Source organism: Nonomuraea sp. NPDC050556 (assembly GCF_044457355.1).
Taxonomy (GTDB): Bacteria; Actinomycetota; Actinomycetes; order Streptosporangiales; family Streptosporangiaceae; genus Nonomuraea.
Map to the genome: position 1 here is coordinate 2,256,830 of NZ_JBITGU010000001.1, position 14,319 is coordinate 2,271,148.

The 14,319-nt window shown below is 69.7% G+C and carries 13 protein-coding genes; 6 read left to right on the forward strand and 7 right to left on the reverse strand.

Annotation, left to right across the window (positions count from 1 at the left end):
* Positions 1 to 100 precede the first annotated feature (100 nt).
* On the forward strand, positions 101 to 736 hold the full coding sequence (locus tag ACIBG8_RS11125; RefSeq protein WP_397342501.1) for a hypothetical protein: 636 nt from the start codon (positions 101 to 103) through the stop codon (positions 734 to 736).
* Between the two features lie 237 nt (positions 737 to 973).
* Here the strand turns inward: ACIBG8_RS11125 and ACIBG8_RS11130 are convergent, their stop codons facing one another.
* Together ACIBG8_RS11130 and ACIBG8_RS11135 are read right to left on the reverse strand one after the other, a co-directional pair.
* Positions 974 to 1,666 carry a winged helix-turn-helix domain-containing protein gene (locus ACIBG8_RS11130; RefSeq protein ID WP_397342503.1) on the reverse strand — a complete coding sequence of 231 codons (693 nt, stop codon included), beginning with the start codon at positions 1,664 to 1,666 and terminating at the stop codon, positions 974 to 976.
* Positions 1,667 to 1,928: 262 nt separating this feature from the next.
* Positions 1,929 to 2,282 carry a hypothetical protein gene (locus tag ACIBG8_RS11135; protein ID WP_397342504.1) on the reverse strand — a complete coding sequence of 118 codons (354 nt, stop codon included), beginning with the start codon at positions 2,280 to 2,282 and terminating at the stop codon, positions 1,929 to 1,931.
* A gap of 555 nt (positions 2,283 to 2,837) precedes the next feature.
* Here ACIBG8_RS11135 and ACIBG8_RS11140 point away from each other — a divergent pair.
* Complete coding sequence (locus tag ACIBG8_RS11140; RefSeq protein WP_397342506.1) at positions 2,838 to 3,560, forward strand: VIT1/CCC1 transporter family protein; 723 nt, start codon at positions 2,838 to 2,840, stop codon at positions 3,558 to 3,560.
* A gap of 457 nt (positions 3,561 to 4,017) precedes the next feature.
* Here ACIBG8_RS11140 and ACIBG8_RS11145 read toward each other — a convergent pair whose 3' ends face one another.
* Positions 4,018 to 4,641, reverse strand: a complete 624-nt coding sequence (locus ACIBG8_RS11145; protein WP_397342507.1) for a LysE family translocator — start codon at positions 4,639 to 4,641, stop codon at positions 4,018 to 4,020.
* Positions 4,642 to 4,694: 53 nt separating this feature from the next.
* Between ACIBG8_RS11145 and ACIBG8_RS11150 the strand changes: the two genes are divergently transcribed.
* Positions 4,695 to 5,822, forward strand: coding sequence for a site-2 protease family protein (locus ACIBG8_RS11150; RefSeq protein WP_397342508.1), 1,128 nt, complete (start codon positions 4,695 to 4,697; stop codon positions 5,820 to 5,822).
* Here ACIBG8_RS11150 and ACIBG8_RS11155 read toward each other — a convergent pair whose 3' ends face one another.
* The 3 genes from ACIBG8_RS11155 to ACIBG8_RS11165 are packed head-to-tail and all read right to left on the reverse strand — an operon-like array spanning position 5,823 to position 9,131.
* Positions 5,823 to 6,182: a spore germination protein GerW family protein gene (locus tag ACIBG8_RS11155; RefSeq protein ID WP_397342509.1), complete on the reverse strand. Its 360-nt coding sequence runs from the start codon at positions 6,180 to 6,182 to the stop codon at positions 5,823 to 5,825.
* A 10-nt stretch (positions 6,183 to 6,192) separates the two neighbouring features.
* Positions 6,193 to 8,247, reverse strand: coding sequence for an alpha-galactosidase (locus ACIBG8_RS11160; protein ID WP_397342510.1), 2,055 nt, complete (start codon positions 8,245 to 8,247; stop codon positions 6,193 to 6,195).
* A 26-nt stretch (positions 8,248 to 8,273) separates the two neighbouring features.
* The gene (locus tag ACIBG8_RS11165) at positions 8,274 to 9,131 is read right to left on the reverse strand and encodes an NAD(P)-dependent oxidoreductase (RefSeq protein WP_397342511.1); all 858 of its coding nucleotides are present in this window, start codon (positions 9,129 to 9,131) and stop codon (positions 8,274 to 8,276) included.
* 96 nt (positions 9,132 to 9,227) lie between these two features.
* On the opposite strand from ACIBG8_RS11165, the gene ACIBG8_RS11170 reads away from it, so the two are divergent.
* From ACIBG8_RS11170 to ACIBG8_RS11180, 3 genes are all read left to right on the forward strand, one after another.
* Positions 9,228 to 9,557, forward strand: a complete 330-nt coding sequence (locus tag ACIBG8_RS11170) for a winged helix-turn-helix transcriptional regulator (protein WP_397342512.1) — start codon at positions 9,228 to 9,230, stop codon at positions 9,555 to 9,557.
* 132 nt (positions 9,558 to 9,689) lie between these two features.
* Positions 9,690 to 10,082 (forward strand): RidA family protein, encoded by a 393-nt coding sequence (locus ACIBG8_RS11175; protein ID WP_397342513.1) that lies wholly within the window; start codon positions 9,690 to 9,692, stop codon positions 10,080 to 10,082.
* 10 nt (positions 10,083 to 10,092) lie between these two features.
* Positions 10,093 to 10,698, forward strand: coding sequence for an NAD(P)H-binding protein (locus ACIBG8_RS11180; protein WP_397342514.1), 606 nt, complete (start codon positions 10,093 to 10,095; stop codon positions 10,696 to 10,698).
* A gap of 4 nt (positions 10,699 to 10,702) precedes the next feature.
* Here the strand turns inward: ACIBG8_RS11180 and rpoB are convergent, their stop codons facing one another.
* Positions 10,703 to 14,155 (reverse strand): DNA-directed RNA polymerase subunit beta, encoded by a 3,453-nt coding sequence (gene rpoB, locus ACIBG8_RS11185; protein ID WP_397342515.1) that lies wholly within the window; start codon positions 14,153 to 14,155, stop codon positions 10,703 to 10,705.
* Positions 14,156 to 14,319: the final 164 nt, after the last annotated feature.

A 14,319-nucleotide genomic window follows, 5' to 3' on the forward strand; every position in this document is an offset into this window, starting at 1 on the left:
AACATCCCATCACTGGCGTACGGCTCGCCGACGGCGCAGACTGAATGCACAGGCGATCGCGTGAAGCAGTGGAGCATCCGTGGACTCTCACTTTGATCACATGCCGGTACTCTCCAAGGGCAGGCACCGCAACCCCCGCAAGGGAGCCTGCTTCATGGAGCTGGCCTCCTACCTGGCCGGGGAGCGGTGGAGCGACCACCCGGCCTGCACCCATCCGCTGCTGGCCGCGCTGGCCAGGCTCGTCAACGACAACACCGGCGACGCCGAGCGCGGCAGGCTGGTACGGCTGGTGCCGTCCATCATCGGGCTCACCGGCGACGACCTCAGGATCGACGCGACGATCGCGCTGCGTTGCGCGACGACCGCGCTGCCGGTGGCCGCGGCGGAACGGCAGCTCGCGCTGGCGGTCTCCATCCTGGCGGCCGAGGAGATGCTGGCCCGTCTTGAGGGGCGGGCGGGCGGGACGCTGTCGGCCATGAGTGCGGCGGCGATGGAGCAGGTGCCGCTGGCGGCGGCGCAGGCGCGCAAGTTCAGCCGGGCGGCGCGGATCACCGAGAAGGGGTTCCGCAGGTATGCGGCGCCCAACGCGGTGCAGTTGTCGGTGATCGGGATCGTGCAGGCGTGCATCACCGACAACGAGGAGGTGCTGCACGGGCTGCTCCGCGCGGCCATCGACGACGTCACCGCCCTGACCGCCACCTCACCCGCTCCGGCGGAGATGGCCACAACCGCCTAGCCCGCGCTGGAACTCCCGACAGAAGGACCTCCCCCACGATCCCTCCCCTCACCCGGAGGGCCCCCTCACCCAGACAGCCCCTCCCCGGACGGCCCCCTCCCCCGGGGGGGAGCCCCACCCGGAGGGGGAGCCCCACCCGGAGGGCCCTTCACGATGAGCGGGCCAGAGACGGAAATGTCCCTCTCCGAGGTTTCTGGGCGCCCTCAAGGCGAGGGGCGTCAGGCGCTCCTGGTCGGGCTAGCCGGGCGCGTCGAGAAGCCTCAGGTGCTCCTCACGCACCAGGTCGAACCGGAGCGCCACGCTCACCAGGGCCGCCCGCTGCCAGTCAGCCTTGTCCGCCGCGTCCCCGCCGGGCGACTTCACCCTGAGCTTCTGGCTGGCCAGGTACTCGATGTGGAACCCCACGGCGCTCCTGCTCAGCCCCGTCCGCCGGGCCACGTCGGGCAGCGGCGGGATGACCGGCGTGGACGGATCGCGCAGCCTGGGCTCGCACAGGGCGACCAGGACGAGGAAGTACTTCGCCGTCGGGTCCATGGGAAAGGTCGTCTGCGTCTCGGCCGCGCCGGTCACCACGCCCGGCGGGTGGGCGTAGTGGTGTTCCGGCGCGAAGACCAGGAACGAGACGGTCCCGGCCGCGGCCGGGATGACGACCCTGGCGAACTCGAAGGGGATCGGCGCCTCCATGCGGCCCGGCGCGATCTTGACGAACTCGCCGCCCCCTTCCGGGTTCTCCACGACGTACGTGCTCGCCGGGCTGTGGTTGGTGAGCATCCAGAAGTCGTTCATGGCGTGGATGCGCCCCGCCTGGCGGCTCACTCCGGCGTCGCCGAGCACCACGTCGACGTCACCCCTGCCGAAGCTGAGCGTCTCCCCCGGCCCCAGCGCCCAGGACTGCGAGGTCCCCTCCATCTGGACGAGCACAGTCCTCATCGCACCCCGTCCCGCCCGTCGCGACCCATCCGGCCCACGGGGACTCGTCCCACTCGCCCCAGCCCATCCCGCTCACCGCGACCTATCCGGCTTATCCCGACTCGCCCTGCTCGCCCCGGCCCGTCCCGCCCATCGGGACTCATCCGGCCTATCGTGACTCTCCCCGTTCGCCCCGGCCCGTCCCGCTCCTCGCGACTCATCACGGTTAGTCCCGCCCGTCCGACTCCTCGCGGCAGGCTTGGGTCGTCGTGGCTTGTCCGGCTCACTGGGACTCGTCCGGCTCTGTGGCGCCTTCGCACAGGACTTCGAGCGCCCGGATCGCGTCCTTCGAGTTGAGCTTGCGCGTCGTGTCGCGGATCGTGCGCTCGCGCATGTAGCGGGGGATGTACGCGGCGATCTTGACGGCTCCGGCGACCACCGCCGTGCCCAGCGTCATGACGACCACGGTGACGATCGCCGTGCCGCCGTCGATCGCACCGGCTTCGTAGAGGCGGAACGCGAGCACGGCCGACCCGGCGGGAGCGGCGGCCACGGCCCCCGCGACGGCCACCCGCTTGGCGGCGCCGCCCCTGGACCCTCCACTGCTCGGGCTCGCCTGCTCACCACGCGTGCCCACCGCCGCCTCGCGGGGACTCGCTCATGGGAATGACGGACGCCACACTGCCTCCTCGTTCGCGGAGCCGCATCCTCACCCGGGCCGGACGCTTCGCAAGCGACCGGGTGGTAGTCCCGTGCGTGAAGGTAGGGAAACAGTAGCCTGTGAAGCGCCGTGTTGCCTATCTTGCTTTACCTTCTGCCACAACCCCTTGGCGGCAAAGAATGCGTCAACCCTGTCAGCTGACAGGGTCCCGACGGCCGACGGTCACCTAGTGTCCTGGGTGCTGACGTGCGCCTCTTTCGCGGAGCCGCCCACTCAGTGGAGACAGGCGTTCCCGTGCACGGGTGTGGTAGCCCTTCGGGAACCCTGTCTCTTTACCTACTGGGCCCGTCCCCTTAGTTCTCCGTACTGAGCCCCCGGCCGGACGAGCCTCCCCTTGGTTCTCCGTACCGAATCAGGCAAGCCTCCCCTTCTTTTGGGTTCCCGGCCTGGTCAGGCAAGCCTCTCCTTCGTTGCGAACTAGCGTTCTATGCCGCTAAATTTCATGACAAGGTGTCACCAACAGGAGGCTGCATGTCCGTCGATCTCGCCACCCCCTACTCCGCCGAGAAGCACCACAGTCACCGGGACGTCACCGGCGGCTGGCTGCGCCCCGCGGTGTTCGGCGCGATGGACGGCCTGGTCTCCAACTTCGCGCTGATCGCAGGCGTGGTGGGGGCGGCGGGCGCGGGCAAGGGCGCCCTGCTGGCCGGGTTCGCCGGGCTGGCGGCGGGGGCGTGTTCGATGGCGGCTGGCGAGTACACGTCGGTACGGTCCCAGACCGAGCTGATGCGCGCCGAGATCGCCGTGGAGCGCCGCGAGCTGGCCCGCAACCCGGACGGTGAGCGCGAGGAGCTCGCCGCTCTCTACCGCGCCCGCGGTCTGGACGCCGCGCTGGCGGCCAAGGTGGCCGAGCGGCTGTCCGCTGACCCGGAGCGGGCGTTGCGCGTGCACGTGCGCGAGGAGCTCGGCGTCGACCCTGACGACCTGCCTTCGCCTTACGTGGCCGCGATCTCGTCGTTCTGCGCGTTCGCGGCTGGGGCGCTGGTGCCGTTGCTGCCGTTCCTGTTCGGGGCGTCGGCGATGGTGGTGGCGACGGTGTTGAGCCTCGTCGGGCTGTTCACGTTCGGGGCGGTGGTGGCGAGGATGACGGCGCGGCCGTGGTGGCTGGGCGGCCTGCGGCAACTCGCGCTGGGCACCGCGGCGGCCTGCGTCACCTTCGGCCTGGGCCACCTCCTCGGCGTCAGCCTCAGCTAGCCCGCTCGGCAGAACAACCTGCCGCCCCTCTTCTAGCACTCCCGGCAGAACAACGCGCCGCCCCTCTTCGTGAGGGAGAAGACCAACGAACCCGCACAACCTCTCCGTTCTTGAGGGAGGGGGAGCAACAACCTTCTGCGCGACCTCTCCCCCTCGCACAGGGAGAGGGGAGGGTCTCCCCGCCGGGGTTCTCGGCCCTCCCTGGGCGGGGGCATTCGGTGAGGCCCTCTTAGCGTTCTCAAAGACCTCTGCCAGCGTTACCAAGGCCGGTCTCAAGGCGAGCCGCACGAGCGTTGCGGTGCCTGGGGCGAACGCGCGCTTTGCGTGCTCAGGGTGAGTTGCACGAGCGTTGCGGTGCCCGCGGCGAAGGCGCGCGCTTTGCGTGCTCAGGCGAGCTGCACGAGCGTTGCGGTGCCCGGGGCGAATTGTGGGTGCTTGGCGTTGCCAAGGGCGGGTCTTACTTAGCGTTGCTCAGGGCCAGTTTGACGCCGAGACCGATGAGTACCGCACCCGTCAGCCCGTCCATACCCCTGCGTACGGCGGGCCGCGCGAAGACCCTGCGCAGCGCGCTCACCAGGTTGGCCACGGTCACGAACCACACCACCGTCAACACCACCGCGATCCCCGACAACGTCAGCACCGACACCGACGACGTCACGAACTGCGGCACCAGCGCCACGAAGAACAGCGCCGCCTTGGGGTTGAGCACGTTCGTCAGCAACCCCTCACCGAACGCCGCCCACGAGCTGCGCTGACCCCGCGAAGGCACGTCCACCTCCACCGCACCCCCGCGCCGAGCCGCGAGCAACGCCCTCACCCCCAGGTACCCGAGATACACCGCCCCGACCACCTTCACCACCGTGAACGCCACCGCCGAAGCCGCCAGCAGCGCCGCGATCCCGGTCGCCGCCGCCACCACCCAGCAGAACACCCCCACCGCGATCCCCGCGGCCGCCGCCATGCCGTACCCTCGGCCCGAGACCGCCGACCGCCGCACCACCACAGCGAAGTCAGGCCCGGGAGACATCGCCCCCACCATCACCACACCACCAAAAGCCGCGATCTCCGCGAATGTCGTCATAGCGGGAGGCTAGCGGGGTATACGGACGGGCAGACACCCCCTCGGGAGGCATCATGCGCCCGTCCATCCGGCTGGGCCGCGTGCGCGGCATCCCCGTCGGGCTCGACCTCACCGTCCTGGTCATCGTCGCCATCCTGGTGTTCGGCCTGGCGTTCGGCCGCTTCCCCGCCGACTACCCCGGCTCGCACACCTCGGCCTACCTGCTGGCGGGCGTCGTGGCAGCGGTGCTGTTCATGGCCTCGCTGCTCGCCCACGAGCTGGCGCACGCCCTCGTCGCCAGGCGGGAGGGCGTCGAGGTGGCCGGGATCACGCTGTGGCTGCTGGGCGGCGTGGCCGAGCTGCGCGGCGAGCCCCGCACGCCGGGCGCCGACCTGCGGATCGCCGCCGCCGGGCCACTCACGAGCGTGGCCCTCGGCGTCGTGTTCTCGGTCGTGTCGCTGCCGCTCCCCGGGCTGGTCGGCGCCACGCTGCTGTACCTGGGCGGCGCGAACCTCCTGCTGGCGGTGTTCAACCTGGTGCCCGCCGCCCCGCTGGACGGCGGCCGGGTGCTGCGCGCCGCGCTGTGGGCGTGGCGCGGCGACCGCGTGTTCGCCGCCGTCACCGCGGCAAGGGCCGGGCGGGTGTTCGGCTACCTGCTCATCGCGTTCGGGATCCTGCAGGTCGTGGTCGGGCTCGGCTTCCAGGGGCTGTGGCTGGCCGTTCTCGGCCTGTTCCTGGTGAACGCGGCAGCCGCCGAGGAGTCGCAGACGAAGCTGCACGGGCTGCGCGTGGCCGACGTCATGTCCGGCGACCTCGTGACGGCCGAGCCGTACGAGAGCGTGTTCTCCTTCATCGGCCGGGTCGTCCTGCGTTACCCGATGTCGGCCTACCCGCTGGTCGACGCGCAGGGGCGGTTCCACGGGCTGGTGACGCTCAACCGCATCCGCGCCCTGGAGCAGAGCAGGCACGCCACCACGTCGCTGACCGAGATCGCCTGCCCGCCGGACGAGTTGCCGCAGGCCGGGCCCGGCGAGCCGCTCCTCGACCTGCTGCCCAGGATGAACGGCTGCGCCGACGGCCGCGCCGTGGTGCTCGACGGCGACGGCCGCCTGGTGGGGATCGTCTCCCCCAGCGACATCAGCAGGGCCATCCAGACCGGGGACCTGCGCCAGAACCAGGGGGCCGACCTGCGCAACGGCTGACTACTTGCGCTTCCTCCTGGCGATCACCTTGATCGCCGCCCTGATGGTGAGCAGCAGGATGACGCCGACGATCTGGCCGCCGATGACGATGCGGTTGACGTCGACGGCGGGTTTCCAGTGCACCTCGCCGTCCTTGACGACGTAGATGCCCGCCGGCTTGGCGGCGATGCCGAACCCGCCGCCGCTCCCGCCGCCGCCCTCGAACTCCTTGTCCTTCGACGTGCCCATGCCACCGCCGCCGCCCTGCGCGACCTTGGCGACCGGGATGATCGTCACATCTCCCCTGGTGATGGGCTCGCCGAAGACCCGCCCGACCGTCGCCTGGTCCTTCGTCTGCTCCAGCAGCTCCATGATGTTCATGGCTTTCACGCTAGACCGTGCGGCGAAGGACGAACAGCTCGCTCCGGTACCCGGCGGGTCCCTTGGGGAACGGCAGGCCGTACGCCATGAGGGTCTGGCCGTGCCTGCGCTCGCCGTCCCCGGCCACGTAGACGGCGTCGGGGTCGAGCCCGGCCAGCCGTACCCTGCGGGCCGACGGGGTGTCGCGGTCGTAGGCCAGGACGACGACCTGGTCGCCCAGCGAGTACTGGACCGCGCGGTCCAGCCGGTGCAGCCGCCCGTGCTGGACGGTCTCGCGCACCTCCTTGTAGGCGGCGATGTGCCCGGCGGCCTCGCGCAGCTCGTCCTCGGTCCACTCGGTCAGGTCGCCGCCGACGCCCAGCACCCCGGCCATCGCGACGTGGAAGCGGTAGCGCAGCGGCACCCGCCGCCCGGTGATCGGGTTGGGGCTGTCGGTCACCCAGCACGACATCGCGCCGGCCGGGTAGAGCATCGAGTAGCCGTGCTGGATCGCCTGCCGGTCGTCGGCGTCGGTGTTGTCCGAGGTCCACACCTGGTCCGTACGGCGGAGCATCCCGAAGTCGACGCGCCCGCCGCCACCCGAGCAAGACTCGATGCGCACCTCCGGGTTGCGCCTGCGCACCTCGTCCATGACGGCGTAGACGCCGCGGGTGTGCTCGATCCACACCAGGTCGTCGGGGCCCGCCTGGCTGAAGCTGCGGTTCATGTCCCACTTGAGGTAGGCCAGGCCGTAGTCGCGCACGAGCGCGTCGAGCCAGCCGACCGCCCAGGTCTGCACGTCGGAGCGGGCGAAGTTGAGGACCAACTGGTGGCGCATGGTGTCGCGGCGGCGCTGCGGGTAGTGCAGCACCCAGTCGGGGTTCTTGCGGTACAGGTCGCTGTCGGGATTGACCATTTCGGGCTCCACCCAGAGTCCGGCCTGCATGCCGAGCGCGCGGACGCCGTCGAACAGCCTGGTGAGGCCGTCGGGGAAACGTTCGGGGTTCGGCCACCAGTCACCCAGCCCCTTCCTGTCGTCCGTACGCGACCCGAACCAGCCGTCGTCGACGACGAACAGCTCGGCGCCGAGGGCAGCCGCCCTCCTGGCCAGGTCGAGCTGGCCCTCCTCGGTGACGTCGAACGCGGTGGCCTCCCACGAGTTGTAGAGGACCGGCCTGGTCTCGTCCGGGTGGCTGAGCACGTGGTTCCTGGCGTAGTCGTGCCACGCCCTGGAGGCTTCGCCGTACCCGCCGTCGGTGAAAAGTCCGAGGGCTTCTGGCGTGCGCAACGACTCGCCGGGGGCGAGCCGCCAGGCGGGACCCTCGTGACCGAAGCCGGTGGTCACGGCGAGGTCGCCCTCGGGGCGGCGTTGCGCGGTCAGGCGCCACGAGCCGCTCCAGGCCAGGGCGACGGTCCAGACCTGGCCGTGCGTCTCGGTGGCGGCACCGAGCATGATCCACGGGTTGGCCTTGTGCGAGGTGGTGCCGGTCCTGCTGGTGAACGTGGTCTCACCGACGGGCAGCTCGCCCCCGTGGACGTTCGTCTCCGCCGCCCAGCCGCCGGCAGCGCCGAGGTAGCGGTGCCCGGCCTGGCGCGGGATGACCCAGCTGCCCGAGTCGAGCCTCTGCACAGTGGTGGGGGTGTCCGCGTCGTTGGTGACGGTGACGGCGCGCTCGATGACGTCGCTGTCGCCGTGGACGCGCAGGTGCATCCGGACGGTGAGCCCGTAGGGGACGTCGCGCAGGGTGATCACGATGGTGTCGCCGGTCAGCTCGGCGCCGTCGAAGGCCAGCTCGACGCTGCGCACCCCACCCTCGTACACGGCCTGCAGCGACGGCACGCCCCAGCGGCGGCCGCCGTCCACGGGGAGCATCTCGTCGATGTCGCCCGGGTCGAGGAAGCCGGTGACGATGCCGAGCACGCGCGGCCTGATCACCTCGCCCAGGGCCGCTTCCGGCAGGCGCGGGCCCCAGTACCACTGGACGACCCGCGCTTCCTCACCCTGCTCGACGCTGAAGACGTAGGAGGTGTGGGGGGTGACGGCCGCCCACGCGTTCTCGTGCCCGGGGATGGGGATGATCGACATGTACGACATAAGAGCACAAAGCAGGGTCAGCGGGCGAGAAGGTCGATCACCCCCGTGGTGCCCTCATCGGCGTGGCCGTCGGCCAGCCGGCGCTCCATCAACGCCATGAACGGGGTCAGGAGCTCGGTGCTCACCCCCTGCTCCTCGGCCGTACGCAGCAGCGTGGCGTTGCCCTCGACCATCATCGCCAGGTTGGACGCCACGCCCTTGGTGTAGTCGCCGGTCTCCAGCTGGTCGGCCACGCCGTACACCGAGCCGGACATCGCGGTCAGCCACGAGGCCAGCAGCGGGGCGAAGTCCCGCGGCGCCACGTCGGTGCCGCGCAGCAGCGCGAACGCGTGCGACACCCCGGCGAACATGCCGGTCATCGCGCTCAGCAACGCGACGTCGTGCAGCGCCGCGTAGCCGGGATCGGCCCCGACGTACACCACTCCAGCGGGCACGCCGAGCACGTCGCGGTGCTGCTCGAGCAGGTCGCCAGACCCGCTGTAAAGGATGAAGGCGCCCGTCTCCGGAGCGCCGATCATGGGCGGGACCGCCATGATCCCGCCGTCCAGGAACCGGGCGCCCCGTGCCTCCGCCCAGGCCGCCCTGGCGCGGGCCTGGTCGGGGGTGCTGGTGGTGAGGTTCACCACGTCCTTGCCCGCCAGATCCACCCCGTCCAGGGCCGCGCCTACGGACGCGTCGTCCAGCAGGCACACCACCACGAGGCGCGCCCCGGCCACCGCCTCAGCGGCGCTCGCGGCGACCTCGGCTCCTTCCAGCGTTCTTCCCGGCGTACGGTTCCAGACCGTCAGCGGCCGGCCCGCCGCCAGCCACGCCCGGCCGAGCGCCGAGCCCATCGCGCCAAGTCCCAACAGGGTCATCGAAGTGTGTTCCGTCATGGCGACTAGACTTTCGGGAGGCCCCGAAACGATCAAGTACGCACTTTGGAGTGGGTGCTCACCTCGGGGTAAGCGACCAGGCGGGAGGGGTGGGCGATGGGGCTCGCGCGCAGGCCGGGAGCGCACGTCTGCGGCATCGACGCGGCGATGGACGTGATCGGCGGCAAGTGGAAGGTGCTCATCCTGTGGGCGCTGGACGCGCAGCCCTGCCGGTTCGGCGAGCTGCGCCGGATGGTCCCGGGGGTGACGGAGAAGGTCCTCGCGGCGCAGCTGCGGGAGCTGGAGGGGGACGGGATCGTGCATCGTGAGGTGTTCGACGAGGTGCCGCCGCACGTCGAGTACTCGCTGACCCCGCTCGGCACCTCACTCAACACCGCCCTTGCTCCGTTGGGCGCGTGGGGCCGCGCGCTGATGGGCGCCGAGTGAGGCCTCGCGCCGCGCCCTCCCTCCCCCTCACCACCCCCCCTCTCCAGGAGAGAGACCCCTCTGAGGGAGGGAAGAGGACTCCCTGGAAGAAGTCGTAGGCTTGATCACCCGGGAGCGCGAAAGGGGAGTCGCATGGCACTGGAGATCGTTCAGCCCGACGGCCTCGACAACCCGGAGACCTACAGCCACGTCATCTTCGCCACCGGCGCGCGGCTCGTGTTCGTGGCCGGGCAGATGTCCGACGACCCCGACGGCAATCTGGTCCACCCCGGCGACCTGGCCCAGCAGGCCCGCCAGGTGTTCGCCAACCTCGGCCGCGCCCTCACCGCCGCCAGCGCCCGCCCCGACCAGGTGACCAAGATCACGATCTACGTCGTCGGCCACCGCAGGGAGTTCCTGCCCGTCATCGAGACCGCCAGAAGGGAGCTGTTCGGCGACCACAAACCCACCGACACCCTGGTCGGCGTCGAGACGCTGGCAGCACCGGGCTACCTCATCGAGGTCGACGCGATCGCAGTCGTATGATCACGACATTATGGACATTCTTGTTATCGGTGGAAGCGGCCGCGTAGGCGGCCACGTGGTGGCCGGTCTGACGAGCAGGGGCCACACGGCCACAGTCCTGAGCCGGAGGACGACCGGATCGATCGAAGATCCGGAGGCCGTCGCCAAGGCGGCCGCCGGGATGGACGGCATCGTCATCGCCGTCGAGTCGGGAACCGACTCCCGCAGCGCCCGCGCCGTGCACTTCGACGGCGTGCGCAACGTGGTCGCCGCCGCCGCCCCGGGCACCCACCTGGTGTTGGTGACGCAGATCTACATCACCCGCGCCGCCGAACACCCCGACATGGCCCCCATCATCGAGTGGCGCGCCAGAGGCGAGGAGGCGGTGCGCGCGAGCGGCCTGCCGTACACGATCGTGCGGCCGAGCTGGCTCACCAGCGGCCCGGTCGGCGGGGTGACGCTCGCGCAGGGCGACACCGGCGACGGCCGGGTGAGCAGGGAGACGGTGGCAGAGGTCTGCGTCCAGGCCCTGCTCAACCCGGCCGCCCGCGGAAAGACCACCGAGCTGTACGGCACGCAGGCCGCGCCCGTCACCGGCTGGAACGCCGCTTTCGCAGCGCTCCAGCCGGACATGTGACGGATCAGATCTCGTCGACCGTCATGGTGCCCTCGTTGGGGCGCCGTGACAGGTCGATGCCGAGCTCTTCAGCGGCCCTGAAGACGTCCTCGTCGGTGTCGCGCATCTCGATGGACGTGCCGTCGCTGGAGAGCACCTCGACGTTCAGGCACAGCGACTGCATTTCCTTCACGAGGACCTTGAACGACTCCGGGATGCCGGATTCCGGGATGTTCTCGCCCTTGACGATGGCCTCGTAGACCTTCACGCGGCCGAGCACGTCGTCGGACTTGATCGTCAGAAGCTCCTGCAGGGCGTGGGCCGCGCCGTACGCTTCGAGCGCCCACACCTCCATCTCGCCGAACCGCTGGCCGCCGAACTGGGCCTTACCGCCCAGGGGCTGCTGCGTGATCATCGAGTATGGACCGGTCGACCGCGCGTGGATCTTGTCGTCGACCAGGTGCAAAAGCTTGAGGATGTAGATGTAACCGACCGCGATCGGGTACGGGAACGGCTCACCGGAACGGCCGTCGAACAACCGCGCCTTGCCGCCCGGCTTCACCTGGCGGTCCAGCGTGTTGCCGAGGAGGCCGACGACCTCCTCCTCGTTCGCCCCGTCGAAGACCGGGGTGGCCAGGTTGGTGCGCGGCGCGATCTGGCCGTAGCCCTTGTCGCGCAGCCGCTCCGCCCACTCCTCCTGGACGCCGGTGATGTCCCAGCCGCGGGCGGCGATCCACCCGAGGTGGGTCTCCAGCACCTGGCCGACGTTCATCCGGCCGGGCACGCCCAGCGGGTTGAGGATGATGTCGACCGGCGTGCCGTCCTCCATGAACGGCATGTCCTCGACCGGGAGGATCTTGGAGATGACGCCCTTGTTGCCGTGGCGGCCGGCGAGCTTGTCGCCCTCGGTGATCTTGCGCTTCTGCGCGATGTGCACCCGGACCAGCTCGTTGACCCCCGGCGGGAGCTCGTCGCCCTGCTCGCGGGAGAACACCCGCACGCCGATGACCTTGCCGGTCTCGCCGTGCGGCACCTTCATCGAGGTGTCGCGGACCTCGCGGGCCTTCTCGCCGAAGATCGCGCGCAGCAGCCGCTCCTCGGGGGTCAGCTCGGTCTCGCCCTTGGGCGTGACCTTGCCGACGAGGATGTCGCCGGGCTGGACGTCGGCGCCGATGCGGATGATGCCGCGCTCGTCGAGGTCGGCCAGCGCCTCCTCCGAGGCGTTCGGCAGGTCTCGGGTGATCTCCTCGGGACCCAGCTTCGTGTCACGGGCGTCGAGCTCGTGCTCGTCGATGTGGATGGACGACAGCACGTCGTCCTGCACGATCCGCTGGGACAGGATGATCGCGTCTTCGTAGTTGAGCCCCTCCCACGGCATGAACGCCACGAGGAGGTTCTTGCCCAGGGCCATCTCGCCCTGGTCGGTGCACGGGCCGTCGGCGATGACCTGGTTGACCTCGACGCGGTCGCCCTCGGCCACGATCGGCTTCTGGTTGAAGCTCGTGCCCTGGTTGGAGCGCTTGAACTTGGCCACCCGGTAGGTGGTGCGGGTGCCGTCGTCGTTCATGACGGTGACGTAGTCGGCGGAGACCTCCTCGACCACACCCGCCTTCTCTGCGCTGATGACGTCGCCCGCGTCGGTCGCGGCACGGTATTCCATGCCCGTTCCGACCAGCGGCGCCTCGCTCCGCAGCAGCGGCACCGACTGCTTCTGCATGTTCGCGCCCATGAGGGCGCGGTTGGCGTCGTCGTGCTCCAGGAAGGGGATCATCGCGGTGGCGACCGACACCATCTGGCGCGGCGACACGTCCATGTAGTCGACCTCGCCGGCCCGGACGTACTCGAACTCGCCGCCCTTACGCCGGACCTGCAGCCTGCTCTCGGCGAAGCTGCCGTCCGCCTGGAGCTGGGAGTTGCCCTGCGCGATGACGTAGCGGTCCTCGTCGTCGGCGGTGAGGTAGTCGATCTGCTCGGTCACCCGGCCGTCGACGACCTTGCGGTAGGGCGTCTCGACGAAGCCGAAGGCGTTGAGCCTGGCGAAGCACGCCATGTAGCCGATGAGGCCGATGTTCGGGCCTTCGGGCGTCTCGATCGGGCACATGCGTCCGTAGTGGGACGGGTGCACGTCTCGGACCTCGAACCCGGCCCGCTCGCGGGACAGACCACCCGGGCCGAGCGCCGACATGCGGCGACGGTGGGTGAGCCCGGCCAGCGGGTTGATCTGGTCCATGAACTGCGACAGCTGCGAGGTGCCGAAGAACTCCTTGATCGACGCCACCACGGGGCGGGTGTTGATCAGGGTCTGCGGCGTGATCGCCTCGACGTCCTGCGTGGTCATCCGCTCGCGGACGACGCGCTCCATGCGGGCCAGGCCCAGGCGGAGCTGGTTCTGGATGAGCTCGCCGACGTTGCGCAGGCGGCGGTTGCCGAAGTGGTCGATGTCGTCGGTCTCGACGACGACCTCACGCTCGCCCGTGCCCTGCATCAGGTCCTCACCGGCGTGCAGGCGCACGAGGTACTCGATCGTCGCGACGATGTCGTCCTCGGTGAGCGTGCCCTGCGTGATCTCCGACTCGACCCCGAGCTTCTTGTTGATCTTGTAGCGGCCGACCTTGGCGAGGTCGTAGCGCTTGGGGTTGAAGTACATGTTCTCGAGCAGGGTCTGCGCCGACTCCTTGGTCGGCGGCTCGCCCGGGCGCAGCTTGCGGTAGATGTCGAGCAGCGCGTCGTCCTGGCCGGCCGTGTGGTCCTTCTCCAGGGTGGCGCGCATCGACTCGAACTGGCCGAACCGCTCCAGGATCCGGTCGGGCGTCCAGCCGAGCGCCTTGAGCAGCACGGTGACCGGCTGCTTGCGCTTGCGGTCGAGGCGCACGCTCACGGTGTCGCGCTTGTCGATCTCGAACTCCAGCCACGCACCCCTGGACGGGATGATGCGGCAGTCGAACACGTCCTTGTCCGAGGTCTTCTCGATCTCGCGGTTGAAGTAGACGCCGGGAGAACGCACCAGCTGCGAGACCACGACACGCTCTGTGCCGTTGACGACGAACGTGCCCTTCGGCGTCATGAGCGGGAACTCGCCCATGAACACCGTCTGGCTCTTGATCTCGCCAGTGGTGTTGTTGATGAACTCCGCCCGCACGAACATCGGGGCGGAGAAGGTCATGTCACGGTCTTTGCACTCGTCGACCGAGTATTTCGGCGGCTCGAAGCGGTGATCGCGGAACGACAGCGACATCGTTCCTGAGAAGTCCTCGATCGGGCTGATCTCCTCGAAGATCTCTTCGAGGCCCGACTGGGCGGGGACGTCCTTGCGACCGGCTTGCTGTGCCGCCTCGACTCTGGACTTCCATCGCTCGTTCCCGAGCAGCCAGTCGAACGACTCGGTCTGGAGAGCGAGAAGGTCGGGAACTTCAAGTGGCTCGTGAATACGCGAAAAAGAGACACGATGCGGACCAGCGGGAACAGCGGAGGCTGCCAACAGATGTCCTTCCGAAGGCTCGCGGGCGGACCAAACACGCACGCGCGCCGGACACTCTCTCGCGGTAAAGAGGGTTGCCGAAGAAGGCGCGCGAGAGAGCAGCATAACTCAAATAGCAAACGTGTGTCCACATCTACTATGAGTGTCAATCCCTATGCAGTTCC

Coding starts and splice junctions, on each gene's coding strand:
- ACIBG8_RS11170 (WP_397342512.1), top strand. CDS start 9,228: ATGGGGCTCGCGCGCAGGCCGGGAGCGCACGTCTGCGGCATCGACGCG.
- ACIBG8_RS11160 (WP_397342510.1), bottom strand. CDS start 8,247: ATGTCGATCATCCCCATCCCCGGGCACGAGAACGCGTGGGCGGCCGTC.
- ACIBG8_RS11165 (WP_397342511.1), bottom strand. CDS start 9,131: ATGACGGAACACACTTCGATGACCCTGTTGGGACTTGGCGCGATGGGC.
- ACIBG8_RS11145 (WP_397342507.1), bottom strand. CDS start 4,641: ATGACGACATTCGCGGAGATCGCGGCTTTTGGTGGTGTGGTGATGGTG.
- ACIBG8_RS11155 (WP_397342509.1), bottom strand. CDS start 6,182: ATGAACATCATGGAGCTGCTGGAGCAGACGAAGGACCAGGCGACGGTC.
- ACIBG8_RS11150 (WP_397342508.1), top strand. CDS start 4,695: ATGCGCCCGTCCATCCGGCTGGGCCGCGTGCGCGGCATCCCCGTCGGG.
- ACIBG8_RS11125 (WP_397342501.1), top strand. CDS start 101: ATGCCGGTACTCTCCAAGGGCAGGCACCGCAACCCCCGCAAGGGAGCC.
- ACIBG8_RS11175 (WP_397342513.1), top strand. CDS start 9,690: ATGGCACTGGAGATCGTTCAGCCCGACGGCCTCGACAACCCGGAGACC.
- ACIBG8_RS11180 (WP_397342514.1), top strand. CDS start 10,093: ATGGACATTCTTGTTATCGGTGGAAGCGGCCGCGTAGGCGGCCACGTG.
- ACIBG8_RS11130 (WP_397342503.1), bottom strand. CDS start 1,666: ATGAGGACTGTGCTCGTCCAGATGGAGGGGACCTCGCAGTCCTGGGCG.
- ACIBG8_RS11140 (WP_397342506.1), top strand. CDS start 2,838: ATGTCCGTCGATCTCGCCACCCCCTACTCCGCCGAGAAGCACCACAGT.